This is a genomic window from Mesorhizobium sp. M1050, from assembly GCF_040318715.1.
In the GTDB taxonomy this organism is placed as follows: domain Bacteria; phylum Pseudomonadota; class Alphaproteobacteria; order Rhizobiales; family Rhizobiaceae; genus Mesorhizobium.
The window spans coordinates 84,844-100,130 of the sequence record NZ_JAMYMV010000015.1 but is presented as its reverse complement, the minus strand read 5'-3'; the positions used below and the strand labels follow the sequence as shown (position 1 = coordinate 100,130).

At 62.0% G+C, this 15,287-nt stretch carries 17 protein-coding genes; 7 read left to right on the top strand and 10 right to left on the bottom strand.

Translation table 11 applies throughout. The annotated features are described in order from the left end of the window. Nucleotides 1-157 precede the first annotated feature (157 nt). The 5 genes from urtB (at nucleotide 158) to NKH57_RS11880 (ending at nucleotide 4,966) form a co-directional block, all read left to right on the top strand. Entirely contained in the window at nucleotides 158-1,771 is a 1,614-nt protein-coding gene (gene urtB, locus NKH57_RS11900) for an urea ABC transporter permease subunit UrtB (protein WP_352944360.1), read from the top strand. Then, nucleotides 1,768-3,000: an urea ABC transporter permease subunit UrtC gene (urtC, locus tag NKH57_RS11895; protein ID WP_352944358.1), complete on the top strand. Its 1,233-nt coding sequence runs from the start codon at nucleotides 1,768-1,770 to the stop codon at nucleotides 2,998-3,000. Before urtB ends, urtC begins: the two co-directional genes overlap by 4 nt. A 6-nt stretch (nucleotides 3,001-3,006) precedes the next feature. Continuing rightward, nucleotides 3,007-3,753 (top strand): urea ABC transporter ATP-binding protein UrtD, encoded by a 747-nt coding sequence (urtD, locus tag NKH57_RS11890; RefSeq protein ID WP_352944356.1) that lies wholly within the window; start codon nucleotides 3,007-3,009, stop codon nucleotides 3,751-3,753. 69 nt (nucleotides 3,754-3,822) lie between these two features. Then, nucleotides 3,823-4,518, top strand: coding sequence for an urea ABC transporter ATP-binding subunit UrtE (urtE, locus tag NKH57_RS11885; RefSeq protein ID WP_352831796.1), 696 nt, complete (start codon nucleotides 3,823-3,825; stop codon nucleotides 4,516-4,518). Nucleotides 4,519-4,789: 271 nt separating this feature from the next. Further along, complete coding sequence (locus NKH57_RS11880; RefSeq protein WP_023759335.1) at nucleotides 4,790-4,966, top strand: hypothetical protein; 177 nt, start codon at nucleotides 4,790-4,792, stop codon at nucleotides 4,964-4,966. A 47-nt stretch (nucleotides 4,967-5,013) separates the two neighbouring features. On the opposite strand, the gene NKH57_RS11875 is transcribed toward NKH57_RS11880, so the two are convergent. The 10 genes from NKH57_RS11875 to NKH57_RS11830 all read right to left on the bottom strand — a co-directional run bounded on the left by NKH57_RS11875 (nucleotide 5,014) and on the right by NKH57_RS11830 (nucleotide 13,901). Then, a complete protein-coding gene (locus NKH57_RS11875; protein ID WP_352944353.1) occupies nucleotides 5,014-6,165 on the bottom strand; it encodes a GGDEF domain-containing protein in 1,152 nt (383 codons plus the stop codon). Nucleotides 6,166-6,274: 109 nt separating this feature from the next. Then, nucleotides 6,275-6,415: a hypothetical protein gene (locus NKH57_RS11870; RefSeq protein ID WP_245266605.1), complete on the bottom strand. Its 141-nt coding sequence runs from the start codon at nucleotides 6,413-6,415 to the stop codon at nucleotides 6,275-6,277. Between the two features lie 284 nt (nucleotides 6,416-6,699). Beyond that, on the bottom strand, nucleotides 6,700-7,503 hold the full coding sequence (locus NKH57_RS11865; protein WP_352944351.1) for a DUF72 domain-containing protein: 804 nt from the start codon (nucleotides 7,501-7,503) through the stop codon (nucleotides 6,700-6,702). Between the two features lie 58 nt (nucleotides 7,504-7,561). Continuing rightward, the gene (locus NKH57_RS11860) at nucleotides 7,562-8,026 is read right to left on the bottom strand and encodes a GNAT family N-acetyltransferase (RefSeq protein ID WP_352944349.1); all 465 of its coding nucleotides are present in this window, start codon (nucleotides 8,024-8,026) and stop codon (nucleotides 7,562-7,564) included. A 34-nt stretch (nucleotides 8,027-8,060) separates the two neighbouring features. After that, entirely contained in the window at nucleotides 8,061-10,982 is a 2,922-nt protein-coding gene (uvrA, locus tag NKH57_RS11855) for an excinuclease ABC subunit UvrA (RefSeq protein WP_352944347.1), read from the bottom strand. A gap of 714 nt (nucleotides 10,983-11,696) precedes the next feature. Further along, a complete protein-coding gene (locus tag NKH57_RS11850) occupies nucleotides 11,697-11,864 on the bottom strand; it encodes a hypothetical protein (RefSeq protein WP_352944345.1) in 168 nt (55 codons plus the stop codon). Nucleotides 11,865-12,184: 320 nt separating this feature from the next. After that, nucleotides 12,185-12,790, bottom strand: coding sequence for an ATP-dependent Clp protease proteolytic subunit (locus tag NKH57_RS11845; RefSeq protein ID WP_352732259.1), 606 nt, complete (start codon nucleotides 12,788-12,790; stop codon nucleotides 12,185-12,187). Between the two features lie 23 nt (nucleotides 12,791-12,813). After that, nucleotides 12,814-13,320, bottom strand: a complete 507-nt coding sequence (locus NKH57_RS11840) for an SRPBCC family protein (RefSeq protein ID WP_352606137.1) — start codon at nucleotides 13,318-13,320, stop codon at nucleotides 12,814-12,816. Then, a complete protein-coding gene (locus NKH57_RS11835; protein ID WP_352944343.1) occupies nucleotides 13,317-13,631 on the bottom strand; it encodes an ArsR/SmtB family transcription factor in 315 nt (104 codons plus the stop codon). The genes NKH57_RS11840 and NKH57_RS11835 overlap by 4 nt, the downstream gene beginning before the upstream one ends. 45 nt (nucleotides 13,632-13,676) lie before the next feature. Beyond that, a complete protein-coding gene (locus NKH57_RS11830; RefSeq protein WP_352944341.1) occupies nucleotides 13,677-13,901 on the bottom strand; it encodes a cupin domain-containing protein in 225 nt (74 codons plus the stop codon). Between the two features lie 377 nt (nucleotides 13,902-14,278). On the opposite strand from NKH57_RS11830, the gene NKH57_RS11825 reads away from it, so the two are divergent. Both NKH57_RS11825 and NKH57_RS11820 read left to right on the top strand, forming a co-directional pair. Continuing rightward, on the top strand, nucleotides 14,279-14,794 hold the full coding sequence (locus NKH57_RS11825) for a single-stranded DNA-binding protein (protein ID WP_352732247.1): 516 nt from the start codon (nucleotides 14,279-14,281) through the stop codon (nucleotides 14,792-14,794). Between the two features lie 37 nt (nucleotides 14,795-14,831). Further along, nucleotides 14,832-15,254, top strand: a complete 423-nt coding sequence (locus tag NKH57_RS11820; RefSeq protein ID WP_352944339.1) for a DUF2306 domain-containing protein — start codon at nucleotides 14,832-14,834, stop codon at nucleotides 15,252-15,254. Nucleotides 15,255-15,287 lie beyond the last annotated feature (33 nt).

Below are 15,287 nucleotides of genomic sequence, written 5' to 3'. Positions count from 1 at the left end.
CCCGGGCCTGGGCGCCCGAAATCCACCTCAGGGACCCCCCCGGCGGGGCCCCTTCGTCCCATCCCCCGGGCTTCGAGCGCCCCCCCGCGGGGGCCGGCCCGGCGCCCCCCGGCGGGGGCACGCCCAATTCAAACCTCCAAGGGGCTAACAGAAGCCGATGACCTTGATCCGCGCGGGCCTGACGCTGTTGTTCCTGCTGGCGATGCTGTCGTCATCGGGCGCAGGCGAGGCCGATCTGCGCGGCATCATCGCCAAATTCGCGACGGCCAAGGGCTTTTCGGAGACAGGAGCCGTCGTCCACGAATTGGCAGGCACCGGTGACCCGGCGGTGGAGCGGCCGCTTGCGGCACTCGCCGACGGCAACCTTTATGTCCGCAAGGCCGATTCCCTGGTGTTTGCCGGTAAGGAAGCAGGCGAGAGCGTTCAGCTTTTCGACCCGCTGAACGGCGAAGCGTCGGGCCAAGCGGGCAAGGACGACATCACCAAGATCAAGGTCAACAACACGCTGCGCCGCGTCATCCGCGATGCGCTGGGCACGCTGACGCTTGGCGCCAAGGATCCGACTGTCCGCATTGCCGCCGCCGACACCATGTTCAAGACACCCGATGCGGCAAACATCGAGCCGCTCGACACCGCGATCGCCAGTGAGACCGTGGCCAGCGTCAAGGCTCTGCTCGAACAGGCTCGTGCGGCCTCCATCCTGGTCTCCGACCGGCCAGACGCGGACAAGCTCGCCGCAATTGCACTCATCGGTGCACGGGGCGACCGTGATGCGGTTTCATTGCTGACTTCGGTCGAGGCGAATTCCCCGGATGCGATCAAGCAGGCGGCGACAGCCGCGATCGCCACCATTAACTCGACGCTGGCCTTCTGGGATGCGGGCCAGAACATCTGGTATGGCATTTCGCTTGGCTCGGTGCTGCTGCTGGCGGCAATCGGACTTGCCATCACCTTTGGCGTCATGGGCGTCATCAACATGGCGCATGGCGAGATGGTCATGCTGGGCGCCTACACGACCTTCGTCGTCCAGCAGTTGATCCGTACGTCTTTTCCGGACCTGTTCGACTGGTCGCTGGTCATTGCACTGCCGCTCGCCTTCCTCGTCTCGGCTCTGGTTGGTCTGATCATCGAGCGCGGCATCATCCGTTTCCTTTATGGGCGGCCGTTGGAGACACTGCTGGCGACATGGGGCGTTTCGCTGATCCTGCAGCAGTCGGTACGCTCGATCTTCGGGCCGACAAACCAGGAGGTCGGCAACCCCTCCTGGATGTCGGGCTCAGTCAATCTCGGCCAGCTTGCGATCACCTGGAACCGGCTGTGGATCCTGGTTTTCGCGCTCACCGTCTTCGCGGTGCTGCTCTATGTCATGAAGCGCACGCCTTGGGGCCTGCAGATGCGCGCGGTCACCGCCAACCGGCGCATGGCCGCCTCGATGGGCATCAGGACACCGTGGGTCGACGCGCTGACTTTCGCGCTAGGGTCCGGCATTGCCGGCATCGCCGGTGTCGCGCTCAGCCAGATCGACAATGTCTCGCCCAATCTTGGCCGTGGCTACATCATCGACAGCTTCATGGTCGTCGTCTTCGGCGGCGTCGGCAATCTGTGGGGCACGCTGGTCGGCGCCTTCTCGCTCGGCATCGTCAACAAATTCCTTGAGCCCTATGCCGGCGCCGTGCTCGGCAAGATCGTCGTGCTGGTCCTGATCATCCTGTTCATCCAGAAGCGCCCGCGCGGCCTGTTCGCGCTCAAGGGCAGGGCGGTGGAGGCATGATCTCAGGACGCTTCTTCTCCGCCGGCGCGGATCGCCGCATTGCCATCACGATTCTCATCCTGCTGGCGGTGGCTGTCATCGTGCCGCTGCTCAACCTTGCGGTCTCGCCGGCCAGCGCCTTCTACGTGCCGTCCTACATCGTCGCGCTGACCGGCAAATATCTCTGCTACGCGCTGCTCGCCTTGGCGCTCGACCTTGTCTGGGGCTATTGCGGCATCCTTTCGCTCGGTCACGGCGCCTTCTTCGCGCTCGGCGGCTACGCGATGGGCATGTATCTGATGCGCCAGATCGGCTCGCGCGGCGTCTATGGCAACCCGATCCTGCCCGATTTCATGGTGTTCCTGAACTACAAGGAATTGCCGTGGTTCTGGACTGGGTTCGATCATTTCTGGTTCGCCGGCCTCATGGTGCTGGCGGTGCCGGGCCTGCTCGCCTTCGTCTTCGGCTGGTTTGCCTTTCGCAGCCGTGTCACCGGCGTCTATCTCTCCATTATCACCCAGGCGATGACCTATGCGCTGCTGCTCGCGTTTTTCCGCAACGACATGGGTTTCGGCGGCAATAACGGGCTGACCGATTTCAAGGATATTCTGGGCTTCAACGTGCAAGCCGACGCGACGCGTTCGGCGCTGTTCGCGGCCAGCGCGGTGACGCTCGCACTCGCCGTTTTCGTCACCTGGGCAATCGTCGGCTCAAAATACGGCAAGCTCTTGATGGCGGTGCGCGACGCCGAGAGCCGCACGCGCTTCCTCGGCTGGCGGGCGGAGAACGTTAAGCTGTTCGCCTTCACCGTGTCGGCTGTCATGGCCGGGATTGCGGGTGCGCTCTACGTGCCGCAGGTCGGCATCATCAATCCGGGCGAATTCGAGCCGGCCAATTCGATCGAGGTCGTCGTTTGGGCCGCTGTCGGCGGACGCGGCACCATTGTCGGGCCGATCATCGGTGCGTTGCTGGTCAATGCCGGCAAATCCTGGTTCACCGGCGTGCTGCCGGAGTTCTGGCTGTTTGCACTGGGCGGGCTGTTCGTCGCCGTCACGCTTTTGCTGCCCAAGGGCATTATCGGCATGTGGGATTCCTGGCGTGGCAACGCCAAGGCACTGCGGGCAGCCTCGATTGCCGAGGAAGCCGGCACCGATGCCGACGTCCCGCTGCCGGCAAAGATTGTTCGTAGCGAAGCGAGAAAGCCCGGTGACTGGTCCGCGACCAGCCCCGAACCGCAGCCGGCGGAGTGAGCGATCATGTCAAAGTCGAACACGATCCTCTATCTCGACGGCGTCTCGGTTTCCTTCGACGGTTTCCGTGCCATCAACAATTTGTCGCTGGTGCTCGACAAGGGCGAGATGCGGGCCATCATCGGCCCCAACGGGGCCGGCAAGACGACGATGATGGACATCGTCACCGGCAAGACGCGGCCCGACGAGGGCGAGGTGTTCTTCGACGGAGAGGTGGATCTCACCAAGCATGACGAGGCCGAGATCGCCATGATGGGCATCGGTCGCAAATTCCAGAAGCCGACTGTCTTCGAAAGCCATACGATCGAGGAAAACCTGATGCTGGCGCTGAAGGGTCCGCGCTCGATCTTCCCGGCGCTGTTCCATCGCCGCTCGGCAGCCGAGACGCGGCAGATCGACGATATCCTCGGCATCATCCGGCTTGGCGACAAGCGGAACGACCTGGCAGCCAATCTCAGCCATGGACAGAAGCAGTGGCTCGAGATCGGCATGCTGCTGGCGCAGGATCCGAAGCTGCTTCTGGTCGACGAGCCGGTCGCCGGCATGACCGACGCAGAGACCGAGGAAACCGCGCGCCTGCTCAAGGATATCGCGCGCGATCATTCGGTCATCGTCGTCGAGCACGACATGCATTTCGTGCGCGAACTCGGCGTCAAAGTCACCTGCCTGCACGAGGGCTCGGTGCTGTCGGAAGGCACACTCGATTTCGTGTCGGCCGACGAGCGCGTCGTCGAAGTCTATCTGGGGAGATGAGCATGGTCTGGCGGGTTCAATTCCATCGCTTCGATCTGTCGTTTCTCAGGTTCTGGAGAAGGCGCTGACATGCTCGAAGTTTCCAATGCCACGTTGCACTACGGCGCCGCCCAGGCGCTGCGCGGCGTGTCGCTGAAGGCGGGCGCGGGCAAGATCACCTGCGTGCTCGGCCGCAACGGCGTCGGCAAGACCAGTTTGATGAGATCGATCGTCGGCCACCACCGGCTGACGAGCGGAAGCGTTGCCTTCGAGGGGAAGGCGCTCGACCGGAGCGCGGCGTATGACCGCGCCCGGTCGGGCATCGCATTCGTGCCGCAGGGCAGGGAGATCTTTCCGCTGCTCACCGTGCGGGAAAATCTCGAATCGGGCTTCGCGCCCCTGAAGCGGACCGACCGCAACATTCCCGCGCATGTCTTCGAATTGTTCCCGGTGCTCAAGCAGATGCTCGGCCGGCGTGGCGGAGACCTTTCCGGCGGCCAGCAGCAGCAGCTCGCCATCGGCAGGGCGCTGGTGATGCGGCCGAAGCTGCTGGTGCTCGACGAGCCGACCGAAGGCATACAGCCGTCGATCATCAAGGATATCGGCCGTGCCATCCGCTATCTGCGCGACCAGGCCGGCATCGCCGTGCTTTTGGTCGAACAATATCTCGATTTCTGCCGCGAACTCGCCGACGAGGTCAACATCATGGACCGTGGCCTGATCGTCCATACCGGCCCGGCGGAAGATTTAGACCGTGCTGATGTACGCAAGTTCCTGACGGTGTAGAATCGACACTGGACTTCAGTTGACGATCCGAAGTCCTTGGCAAGTCCAATATTTCTCCGATCGAACGCTCTGCGTCACTGGTGCGCCACAAGCTGCGTGCTAGTCTTTCGCAGGGCTTTTGTGAGTCGGCCGCTTCCGTATCAGTCTGGTTCATCGCAGATCGAGGGCGCGGCTAGCACCGGGCAAGTTTCACGCAAGCAAGGCTTCCTAGCTTCTCTCCTGCGATCTCTGTCGTTCAAACGCGTTTGGGCACACAGGCCAAGGGACAGCCATGGAACGTTATGTCGAGGACTACCAGAAGCGGCGGCTTACCGAGCGCGTCGATATCATCACCGCCATCAACATCTTGAAGTCCCAAGGCTACGGCCATGACGACCTGATCGAGGAGATCACCAAGGTCTTCTATGTCGACCTGGACGCTTTCAATGAAATCGTCATGGCGGCATAAGAGCCGCAATCTCTCCGGGCCGTTGCCATGGCATCGATACGCGTGGTCTAACCCACGCGCCGTAATGCCGAGGCGGTTACGCGGTTGCGGCCGCCGCGTTTGGCGGCGTAGAGCGCCTTGTCGGCGGCGCTGAGCACCTTGTCGAAGCTGAGGCCCTCTTTGGTGCCGAAAGCAAATCCGGCACTGACCGTGCAAATCAGCGAGCCTGCCTCGGTTTCGATGCGACGCGCGGCGAAAGCTGCCCGGATGGATTCGGCGGTGGCTTCCACCGTTTCGGGCAAGGTCCGCTTCAGCACCAGCGCGAATTCCTCGCCGCCCATGCGCGCAGCGACATCGGCCGGGCGAAGATTGCCGGCGAGATCCCTGGCGAACACCCTCAGCACTTCATCGCCGGCGGCATGGCCGAATTCGTCGTTGATGGCCTTGAAGCCGTCGAGGTCGAACACCACCACGGCCGTGAAGGCGCCGACGGGCGCATCACCGTGCATGTCGAAAAGGGCTCGGCGATTGAGAAGGCCGGTCAGCGGATCGGTCAGCGCGTTGCGGCGGTGATACTGTGCCAGGCGCCCCTGGTTGAGTGCCAGCGAAAGGGAGCCGATACCGGTCATGCAGGCGATGACGATGACCAGGCTGAGGTCCTCGGCCCAGTTGCTCGGCGCATGGCCGAGCACAAGCTTGCCGTCCGATGCCAGAACCATGGCGCACAGCACGAAGGATACGGCGGTGATCGAATAGAGCGCGGTGACCCCGATTATCGGGACAGGGGATTCGGCACGGCCCTTCCAGTATTCGAGAGCGGTGGCGAAGAGCAGCAGCGCGGCAAAGAAATTCTCCAGCATGAAGCCCAGTCCGTCATAGCCGAGCGCCATCGGCGGCAGGGCCACGGCCAGCGAGATGTTGGCGCCGAGCGCGATACGCGGCAGCGGAGAGCGGCCCGTGGTGAACTGGTGGGCGGCGCCGAGCATGGTCGAGAAGCCGAGCAGCAGCAGCGTGAACGAGGCGACGCCGAGCATCGGTCCGGGCTGGTCGATATAGGCTTTGTAGGTGAAGACGTCGCCGACAACCAGCAGCACGCTGGCCGCCCAGGTCAGCAAGAATTTCTCCGAACGCGCTGTAAGCCAGATACCGAACAACGTCAGGCTGAGGCAGGCGGCGGAAAAGCCGACAGCGAGCAGCAGTGAGTTGTAGTCGAGTGACATGCCCTCTTCCTTGCCCGCGCTGGAGCAACTCTGCGCCCAACTGGATTTATGCAGCAAGGAAGTATCGATAAGGTTACGATATCAGTGAAGATGTCGAGATTCCGCAGTATCAGAAGAGCGCCGACAACAACAGCAGCGCCAGGCCAATGCCCATCATCAAAAGGCCCGGCCAATTCTGCGACAGGCCGAGGAAACTGAGCCCCCGCCGGCGTGGCTCGAGCGTCGGGCCTGGTGTTGCGAGGTGTGGCATCGGGCGATCCGGAACGACAGGCGCAGGATCGCTAAGCCTCCCGCGCCAAAGGACGGCGCCTGCCATGTACACAACGCCAGCGACAGTAAGCAATGCACCGAGGAGGATGATAGCCATTTGTCGTTGCCCTTTTTCAAGTCCCTGCATCCGATGCAGGAACTTGCGGGATCGCTGGCTAAGCGTTCGCGATGTCGCATACGTCGCCGCCTGCCACGATAGAACGATCAACGCGCCGGGCTGGTTCCAACAACAATCTAAGGCGCGCCGGGTGGAGGTCCGCCGCTCTAATTCACTCGCTTCATCAATGCCATGGCGCCGAACGGCGCGCGCACTTTGCCCTCGGTGATGAAGTAGACGAACACGTCGCGCGGCTGGGCTGGTGCATCGGTACCGGGATCGGCACGTCGCAGGTCGGCCGGCTGCTTGCCCTCCGCCCAGGTCTTTGCCCGCGCGGCCCATTCATCGAGACCCTTCGGCGTGTAGCAATCGGGATTGTCGTCACTGCCGGTCTGTAGCCGTGCATAGACGAAATCGGCTGTAACGTCGGCGATGTCGGGATACTTGGCATGATCGGCATAGACGATCGCCGCCTTGTGTCTGCGCGCCAGCGCCACGAATTCCGGCACGATAAAGCTATCGTTGCGTACTTCAAGCGCGTGGCGCAGCGCGACGCCATCCTGTTTTTCCGGCAGCAGTTTCAGGAAGGCTTCGAAGTCATCCGGATCGAATTTCTTGGTCGGCGCGAACTGCCACAGGATCGGCCCAAGCTTTTCACCGAGCGCGGTCACGCCTGATCCGAGGAAGCGCATTATCGATTCGCCGGCCTCGCCGAGCACGCGGCGGTTGGTGACGAAGCGATTGCCCTTCAGCGCATAGACGAAACCGTCGGGCGCCTCGCTGGCCCATTTGACGAAGGTCGGTTCCTTGAAGCTGGAGTAATAGGTGCCATTGACCTCGATGGTCGGCACCTGCCGGCTGGCGTAGTTCAGCTGCTTGGCCTTGGAAAGCTTGTCGGGATAAAAGGACGTATCCCAGGGCTCGAAGGTCCAGCCGCCCATGCCGGCGCGGATTGTTCCCGATGTGCTCATTGTCATCCTCCCAGTGAAGAAATCTGGCCAGTGAAGAAATCTGGCCAGTGAAGAAAAATCAGGCCGCTTCATCGACTGGCTTTGCCATGTCGACGAGCACCCAGCCTGGCCGGTAGGGATTGGGCCTGCGACCCGTTTCATGGAAACCATAGGCCAGATAGAGCGCGATGTTCCGCTCCATCCTGGCGTTGGTGTAGAGCCGCACCTCGGGCAAGCCCCAGAGGCGCGTCTGTTCGTCGGCGTGTTTGAGCAGGGCGACGCCGAGGCCCTTGCCTTGGAAGGCCGGGGCCACGGCGACGGAAAAGATCATCGCGTGATCGTCATGCCACTCCAGCGTGAGCACTCCGGCAAGCTCGCCGCCGCTCTCCAGCAGCCAGACCTCGCCGCGCTCGATGCGCGGAGCGTAGTCCTCGGTGACCGGGATCGGCGGCGCGCCGAACAAGGCGGTGTAGGGGGCATAGGCTGCTTCCGTCAGCGAGACGACTGTCTGGAGATTACCGGCCCGAGCCCTTCTGATTGTCATTCAAAAGCTCCCCCAGGTGCCGCCGGTCCGATCATCACTCCGCGGCTTCGCGCTTGCCTCCGGGGCGTCGCTCCAGCAGCTCCTTGAGGAACTGACCGGTGTAGCTGCGCTTCTCGCGCACGATTGCTTCCGGCGTGCCGGAGGCGACCAGTTCGCCGCCGCCATCGCCACCTTCGGGGCCGAGGTCGAGCACCCAGTCCGCGGTCTTGATCACTTCGAGGTTATGCTCGATGACGACCACCGTGTTGCCTTGGTCGACCAGCTCGTGCAGCACTTCCAGCAGTTTGGCGACGTCGTGGAAGTGCAGGCCGGTGGTCGGCTCGTCAAGGATGTAGAGCGTCTTGCCTGTCGCCTTGCGCGACAGTTCCTTGGCGAGCTTGATGCGCTGCGCCTCGCCGCCGGACAGCGTCGTTGCTTGCTGGCCGATATGGATATAGCCGAGGCCGACCTGCTTTAGCGTATCGAGCTTGTCGCGCACGCCCGGCACCGCGGCGAAGAAATCGACGCCTTCCTCTACGGTCATGTCGAGCACGTCGGCGATTGACTTGCCCTTGAACAGCACATCGAGCGTCTCTCTGTTGTAGCGCTTGCCGTGGCAGACGTCGCAGGTGACGTAGACGTCGGGCAGGAAGTGCATCTCGATCTTGATGACGCCGTCGCCCTGGCAGGCTTCGCAGCGCCCGCCCTTGACGTTGAACGAGAAGCGTCCCGGCTGATAGCCGCGCGCCTTGGCTTCTGGAAGGCCGGCGAACCAGTCGCGGATCGGTGTGAAGGCGCCGGTGTAGGTGGCCGGATTGCTGCGCGGGGTCCTGCCAATGGGCGACTGGTCGATGTCGATGACCTTGTCGAGGAATTCCAGGCCCTCGATGCGGTCATGATCGGCCGGGTGTTCGCGCGAGCCCATGATGCGGCGCGAGGCCGCCTTGAACAGCGTCTCGATCAGGAAGGTCGACTTGCCGCCGCCCGAGACGCCGGTGACGGCGGTGAACGTGCCGAGCGGGATTTCGGCGGTGACGTTCTTCAGATTGTTGCCGCGAGCGCCGACGATCTTGAGGCGCCGGTTCTTCTTCGCTTCGCGGCGCACGCCAGGCGTCGCCACTTCGAGCGCGCCCGACAAATATTTGCCGGTGATCGAATTGGGGTTGGCCATGACTTGCTGCGGCGTGCCCTGGGCGATGATCTCGCCGCCATGGATGCCGGCGGCCGGGCCCATATCGACGACGTAGTCGGCATGCAGGATGGCATCCTCGTCATGCTCGACGACGATCACCGTGTTGCCGATGTCGCGCAGGTGCTTGAGCGTGTCGAGCAGGCGGGCATTGTCGCGCTGATGCAGGCCGATCGACGGCTCGTCCAGCACGTAGAGCACGCCGGTGAGGCCGGAGCCGATCTGCGACGCCAGCCGGATGCGCTGGCTCTCGCCGCCCGATAGCGTGCCGGAATTGCGCGACAGGGTCAGATAGTCGAGCCCGACATCGTTGAGGAAGCGCAGCCGCTCGCGGATTTCCTTGAGCACACGCACCGCGATCTCGTTCTGCTTGTCGTTCAGCGAGGCGGGCAGGTCGGTGAACCACCGGTCGGCCTTGCGGATGGAAAGCTCGGTGACTTCGCCGATGTGCTTGCCGGCGATCTTGACCGCCAGCGACTCGGGTTTCAGCCGATAGCCTTTGCAAGCCGGGCAAGGTGTGGCCGACATGAAGCGCTCGATCTCCTCGCGCATCCAGGCGGATTCGGTCTCTTTCCAGCGCCGCTCGAGATTGGGAATGACACCTTCGAAGGTTTTCGTGGTCTTGTAGGAGCGCAGACCGTCATCGTACTGGAAGGTGATCTCGCGCTCGCCGGTGCCGCGCAGGATGGCTAACTTTGCCTCTTCGGTCAGGTCTTTGAACTTGTCGCCGAGCTTGAAGCCATAGGCCTTGCCGAGCGCCTCCAGCGTCTGCGCGTAATAGGGCGAGGTCGACTTCGCCCACGGGCTGACGGCGCCGTCGCGCAGCGAGATGTTTTCGTCCGGCACTATCAAATTGCCGTCGATGGCGCGCTGGCTACCGAGACCGTCGCAGGTCGGGCAGGCGCCGAACGGATTGTTGAACGAGAACAGGCGCGGTTCGATTTCCGGAATGGTGAAGCCGGACACCGGACAAGCAAATTTTTCCGAGAACAGGATGCGCTCATGCGTCTCGTTCTTCGACTTGTTGACCGAATCCTCGCCGGTCTGGCTGGCGTCGAGCGGCTTGTCGGCGAATTCGGCGACCGCCAACCCATCGGCCAGCTTCAAAGCGGTTTCGATGGAGTCGGCGAGCCGTGTCGCCAGATCGCCGCGCACAACGATGCGGTCGACGACGACGTCGAGGTCATGCTTGTACTTCTTGTCCAGCGCCGGCACGTCGGCGATTTCATAGAAGACGCCGTCGACCTTGACGCGTTGAAAGCCCTTTTTCTGCAACTCCAGCAGTTCCTTGCGGTACTCGCCCTTGCGGCCGCGCACCATCGGCGCAAGGATGAACAGACGGGTGCCTTCCTCGACCGCCAGCACGCGGTCGACCATCTGCGAAACCGTCTGGCTCTCGATCGGCAGGCCGGTGGCCGGCGAATAGGGGATGCCGACGCGCGCAAACAACAGGCGCATGTAGTCGTAGATCTCGGTGACGGTACCGACCGTCGAACGCGGGTTCTTCGAGGTGGTCTTCTGCTCGATCGAGATGGCAGGCGACAGGCCGTCGATCTGGTCGACGTCCGGCTTCTGCATCATTTCGAGGAATTGCCGGGCATAGGCCGACAGGCTCTCGACATAGCGGCGCTGCCCTTCGGCATAGATGGTGTCGAAAGCAAGCGAGGATTTGCCGGAACCCGACAGGCCGGTCATGACAATCAGGCTGTCACGCGGCAGGTCGAGATCGACATTCTTCAGATTGTGTTCGCGCGCCCCGCGAACGGAAAGATATTTATGGTCGGCCATCGCCGGTCGCCGCCTCAGAATCTGGAGATTTCCTGGTATGGCGAGTTTCCCAGCCATCCCCTATGTAGGTAGTTTTGCCGCCGCGTCGAGAGACGCCACAATTCCCAACAAAAGCGTTTAACCGTCTTTCGCGTAAACGGGCAAGCGGAAAGAACAAAGACCGAACACGCTCCTGACAAAGCTGTGCAAAAACTGACCTGTGCGTAATCTCCGGGCGATCACATTTTTCGGTATCTGTCTATTGCCGGTTGACGTCCCCGACACACGGGGGCAGACTCCGGCAGTCAACGAAGCCGGCCGTCTTTCGATGGTCTCGCCGCCCGGAGGCGGCCTGCGAGACGCCGCAGGCATTAGCGATTTGTGCTTCGAGACGACAACGTTGGAATGGACAAAGGAGCGGAGCTATGACGCCACCGGATCGTCCCCCAGGGTTCCAGTTGTTACTGGAGCCGCGGCAGGCATAAGTGCCAGGGTTTAGCGTCTGCGCCACCCGACAAACCGTGACCTGCCATACCCCGTAAAAATCAGAGACTGCAGTCGGATCGTCGGCTGACGCCGCGTTGCATCCGAAATCAAATGCCGGCAGTACGCCCCCGGTAGAAGTTGGATTTGAGATCCAAAAAGGCCCCGTCCGTTTGCGCAAAGCACGGCGGGGCCATTTATGTGCGGATTGTCTTGTTGGCGATATGGCAGCGCAGCACGCCGACACCACTATCAGTGGCGCGGCTGCCCGATTGAGCCGGCGCCGACATCGACGGTGATGCTGCCTGAAATCCTGACATCCGTGTCACCGATCTTGAACTGGCCGTTGCCGTTGCCGGGAAATGCGTCGTCGGGTTCGGGCTCGGGAGCCGGCTTGGCGATGTGATAATCGCCGGCCACGCCGGGCAGGGCTCTTTTTTGCGCCTGCGCCGAGCTATCGCCTGCGAACGCCGAGCCGCTCGAGAGACACGCGAGCGCTACAATGGCGATCACACGGTGCAATGTTCTGGGCGGATGAGTGTCGATCATCCCAGGATGATAGTGGCATGCCGTCGACGGGACCAGACCGACATCGTCAAATCTTCCAAAGCGTGTCGTGTTTCGAGAGCGGATTCAGGCGACGCGTTTTAGCCCTTTGTCTTTATGCATGTCATTCTCCCAAAACCGGGCCACTTTGGGCGACCACTTGACCGCGGGCGGGAATGCGATCCGGCCCACTTTTATGCCGCCTTTTTTCGTGTGTCGAAGACATGGTCGACGATGCCCCAGGCCTGGGCCTCGCGGGCGGTCATGAAGTGGTCGCGGTCCAGCGTGCGTTCGACCTCTTCATAGGTGCGGCCGCAATGCTGCGCGTAGAGTTCGGCCATGTGCCGTTTCGTCTGGACGATGCGCTCGGCATGGCGCTGGATGTCGGAGGCCTGACCCTGGAAGCCGCCAAGCGGCTGATGCAGCAGGATGGTGGCGTTCGGCAGTGAGATACGACGCCCGGCCGTTCCTGCCATCAGCAGGAACGAGGCCATCGAGGCGGCAAAGCCCATGCACACGGTCGAGACCGGGCAACTGATGTATTGCATCGTGTCGTAGATGGCGAAGCCGCTGGTCACCACGCCGCCCGGCGAGTTGATGTAGAGCGAGATCTCCTTGTCGGGATTGTCCGATTCCAGCGACAGCAACTGTGCGCAGACCAGCGCCGAGATGTCGTCGTTGATCTCGCCATTGATAAAGACAATGCGTTCGCGCAACAGCCGCGAAAAGATGTCGAAGGCGCGTTCGCCGCGGCTCGATTGCTCGATGACCATCGGCACCAGACTGGCAACACCGCTCATGATCTTCTCTCCATTGTCCCTGTTCAGGCTGCACGCAACAAGAGGCGAGGCGTGTTTGCGGCGATTGGCTTGCGTGAATCGGTTGCGTCGAGTGAAAGCCGGCAGTTGGCGCCCGCCATGGCGACCGCGGGCATTGCCTTGCGGGCGAAGCCGTCATGGACAATGCGCAGATGGGTGCCGCCGGAAACTGTAGGGGCAAGTGTGAAGGTGACAATGCTGTCCAATGCGCTGTCGAGGCTATCCTGTCGCGCGGCGTCGCCTGGCTGCTCCCGCCAGGAATAGCGCAGCAGCTTCTCCGGCTCGGCGTCGAGAATTTCGCATTCGATCGCTGCGTCCGGCCCGGCGAAGGCAAAACGATTGCCGGTCTGCGGTCTGATATCGTTCGGCATCATCCAGGCGGCGAGCAACTCCGGCACGGTCAGAGCCCGCCATACCTTTTCCGGCGGCTCGGCAAGGTCATACTCGAATTCGATCGCATCGGGAGAGATCTCGCGATGGCTATCGGCCTTCATCGATCGAACGTTTTTCATTGGTCCATGTCCTTCAAAACCGCCTTCAGTCTTTCGATGCGTTCCGGCCAGAAGGTCCGGTAGCGTTCGATCCAGGAGAGCAAGGGGGCTAGCCCTTGCGGGTCGGCGCGGTAATAGGCGTTGCGGCCCGCGCGGCGCTCGACCACCAGGCCGGCGCCGCGCAGCACCGCCAGATGCTGCGATACCGCCGGTTGCGACACCGTCATGCCGGTGCGCAATTCCGATACCGTCATTTCGCCAGAGCCGAGCCGCTCAAAGACGGCTCGGCGCGTCGGGTCGGCCAGGGCCCGGAAAATCTCTGCTTCGATCATGGCCAAAGCATAAGTATACACTTATTGATTTGGCAAGTGCTGTTTTCACGAGACTGCCGGAAGCCAGCGCCTCACTGCCCCAACAGGCCCATCAAACGTCGCCTCGAAGATCGGCGATGCGAGCACGGCGTGAATATGAAGCGTTCCGGTGCCGACGTTCTTGAACCCATGTTTCCTGTTTGCGGGAACAACCAAAGACTGGCCCGGTGTCAGGACGCGGTGCTCATCGTCGATCCACATCTCGGCCCTGCCGGCGATGACGGTCAGCACTTCCTCCACGGGATGCCAGTGCGTTGGGGCACCGACCGTGGGTTCGACCCATTGTTCGAATATGCAGAGTTGCGATGCACCGTTGCTGGCTGATACATTGCATACGCGTTTCCACACCTGCTCGCCATTGCTCGCGCTGCTGGTTCCTCATGTGCCACGAACTTCATTTGATCGTCCGGTCCATTCCCGATTTCATGGAAAATCTCGGACTGGGACACTACGTCTTGCTGACAAACATTGACAGAACGTCGTACATACAATAGAACGAAAAGAGAACAAAAAACGTTGTGGGAAAAGCCAGCCTTAGCAGGCGGCTGACGTCGGCAGCCTGTAAGGTGCTGCGACAAAAATTGGTTTTGGATAAGCGGAGAAATATCATGGCGGGTAGCGTCAACAAGGTCATTCTGGTCGGCAATCTCGGTGCGGACCCTGAAATCCGCCGGCTGAATTCGGGCGAACCGGTCGTCAACATCCGCATCGCGACGTCGGAAAGCTGGCGCGACAAGAATTCCGGCGAGCGCAAGGAAAAAACCGAGTGGCACAACGTCGTCATCTTCAATGAGGGCATCGCCAAGGTGGCGGAGCAGTATCTGAAGAAGGGCATGAAGGTTTACGTCGAGGGCCAGCTGCAGACGCGCAAATGGCAGGACCAGACCGGCGCCGACAAGTACACGACGGAAGTCGTGCTACAGAAGTTCCGTGGTGAGCTGCAGATGCTCGACGCACGCGGGCAGGGTGAGGGCGGACAGGTCGGCGGCTATGCCGGTGGTGGCAGCAGCCGTGGTTCCGATTTCGGCCAGTCCAGCCCCAGCGAAGGCTTCAATCGCGGTGGCGGCGGTGCCAAGAGCGGTGGCGGTTCGTCGCGCGAACTGGATGACGAAATTCCGTTCTGAAGACATACAATAGAGGGGCAACCGCCGGAGAGGGGCAATGTCGCTGGACCCGCTGCTTGCCGCGCCATCTCCTATACCCTGGCATGCCTTTGCGGCCTTCGCCGCATTGGCGATAGGGGCCACGCAGCTGGTGCTGCCGAAGGGAACCCCGCGCCACCGCATCGCGGGCTATGTCTGGGCCGTGCTGATGCTGGTCATCGCGGTCTCGAGTTTCTGGATTCATCAGATCCGCCTCATCGGCCCTTTCGGTCCTATCCATTTCCTGTCGATCCTGGTGCTGGTCACCGTGCCGCTGGCCGTGTGGCACGCCCATAATCAGCGCGTCGCCAAGCATCGCAAGGTCATGATTTCACTTTACGTTTTCGCGTTGATTGGCGCCGGCATTTTCACCCTGTTGCCGGGCAGGGTCATGCACGACGTCGTCTTTGGCGTCGCGCGAGCCGGCCGTGATCCGATTTAATTCTTGAGGCGGATGAACTCGAGTGGAAGGAAA

Bases quoted from the DNA above. Each gene is read 5' to 3' on its own strand.
- urtB (WP_352944360.1), top strand. From the start codon at position 158: ATGACCTTGATCCGCGCGGGCCTGACGCTGTTGTTCCTGCTGGCGATG.
- NKH57_RS11845 (WP_352732259.1), bottom strand. From the start codon at position 12,790: ATGAGCGGTGTTGCCAGTCTGGTGCCGATGGTCATCGAGCAATCGAGC.
- NKH57_RS11880 (WP_023759335.1), top strand. From the start codon at position 4,790: ATGGAACGTTATGTCGAGGACTACCAGAAGCGGCGGCTTACCGAGCGC.
- NKH57_RS11840 (WP_352606137.1), bottom strand. From the start codon at position 13,320: ATGAAAAACGTTCGATCGATGAAGGCCGATAGCCATCGCGAGATCTCT.
- NKH57_RS11825 (WP_352732247.1), top strand. From the start codon at position 14,279: ATGGCGGGTAGCGTCAACAAGGTCATTCTGGTCGGCAATCTCGGTGCG.
- uvrA (WP_352944347.1), bottom strand. From the start codon at position 10,982: ATGGCCGACCATAAATATCTTTCCGTTCGCGGGGCGCGCGAACACAAT.
- urtE (WP_352831796.1), top strand. From the start codon at position 3,823: ATGCTCGAAGTTTCCAATGCCACGTTGCACTACGGCGCCGCCCAGGCG.
- NKH57_RS11860 (WP_352944349.1), bottom strand. From the start codon at position 8,026: ATGACAATCAGAAGGGCTCGGGCCGGTAATCTCCAGACAGTCGTCTCG.
- NKH57_RS11820 (WP_352944339.1), top strand. From the start codon at position 14,832: ATGTCGCTGGACCCGCTGCTTGCCGCGCCATCTCCTATACCCTGGCAT.
- NKH57_RS11875 (WP_352944353.1), bottom strand. From the start codon at position 6,165: ATGTCACTCGACTACAACTCACTGCTGCTCGCTGTCGGCTTTTCCGCC.
- NKH57_RS11870 (WP_245266605.1), bottom strand. From the start codon at position 6,415: ATGCCACACCTCGCAACACCAGGCCCGACGCTCGAGCCACGCCGGCGG.
- NKH57_RS11865 (WP_352944351.1), bottom strand. From the start codon at position 7,503: ATGAGCACATCGGGAACAATCCGCGCCGGCATGGGCGGCTGGACCTTC.
- urtC (WP_352944358.1), top strand. From the start codon at position 1,768: ATGATCTCAGGACGCTTCTTCTCCGCCGGCGCGGATCGCCGCATTGCC.
- urtD (WP_352944356.1), top strand. From the start codon at position 3,007: ATGTCAAAGTCGAACACGATCCTCTATCTCGACGGCGTCTCGGTTTCC.
- NKH57_RS11835 (WP_352944343.1), bottom strand. From the start codon at position 13,631: ATGATCGAAGCAGAGATTTTCCGGGCCCTGGCCGACCCGACGCGCCGA.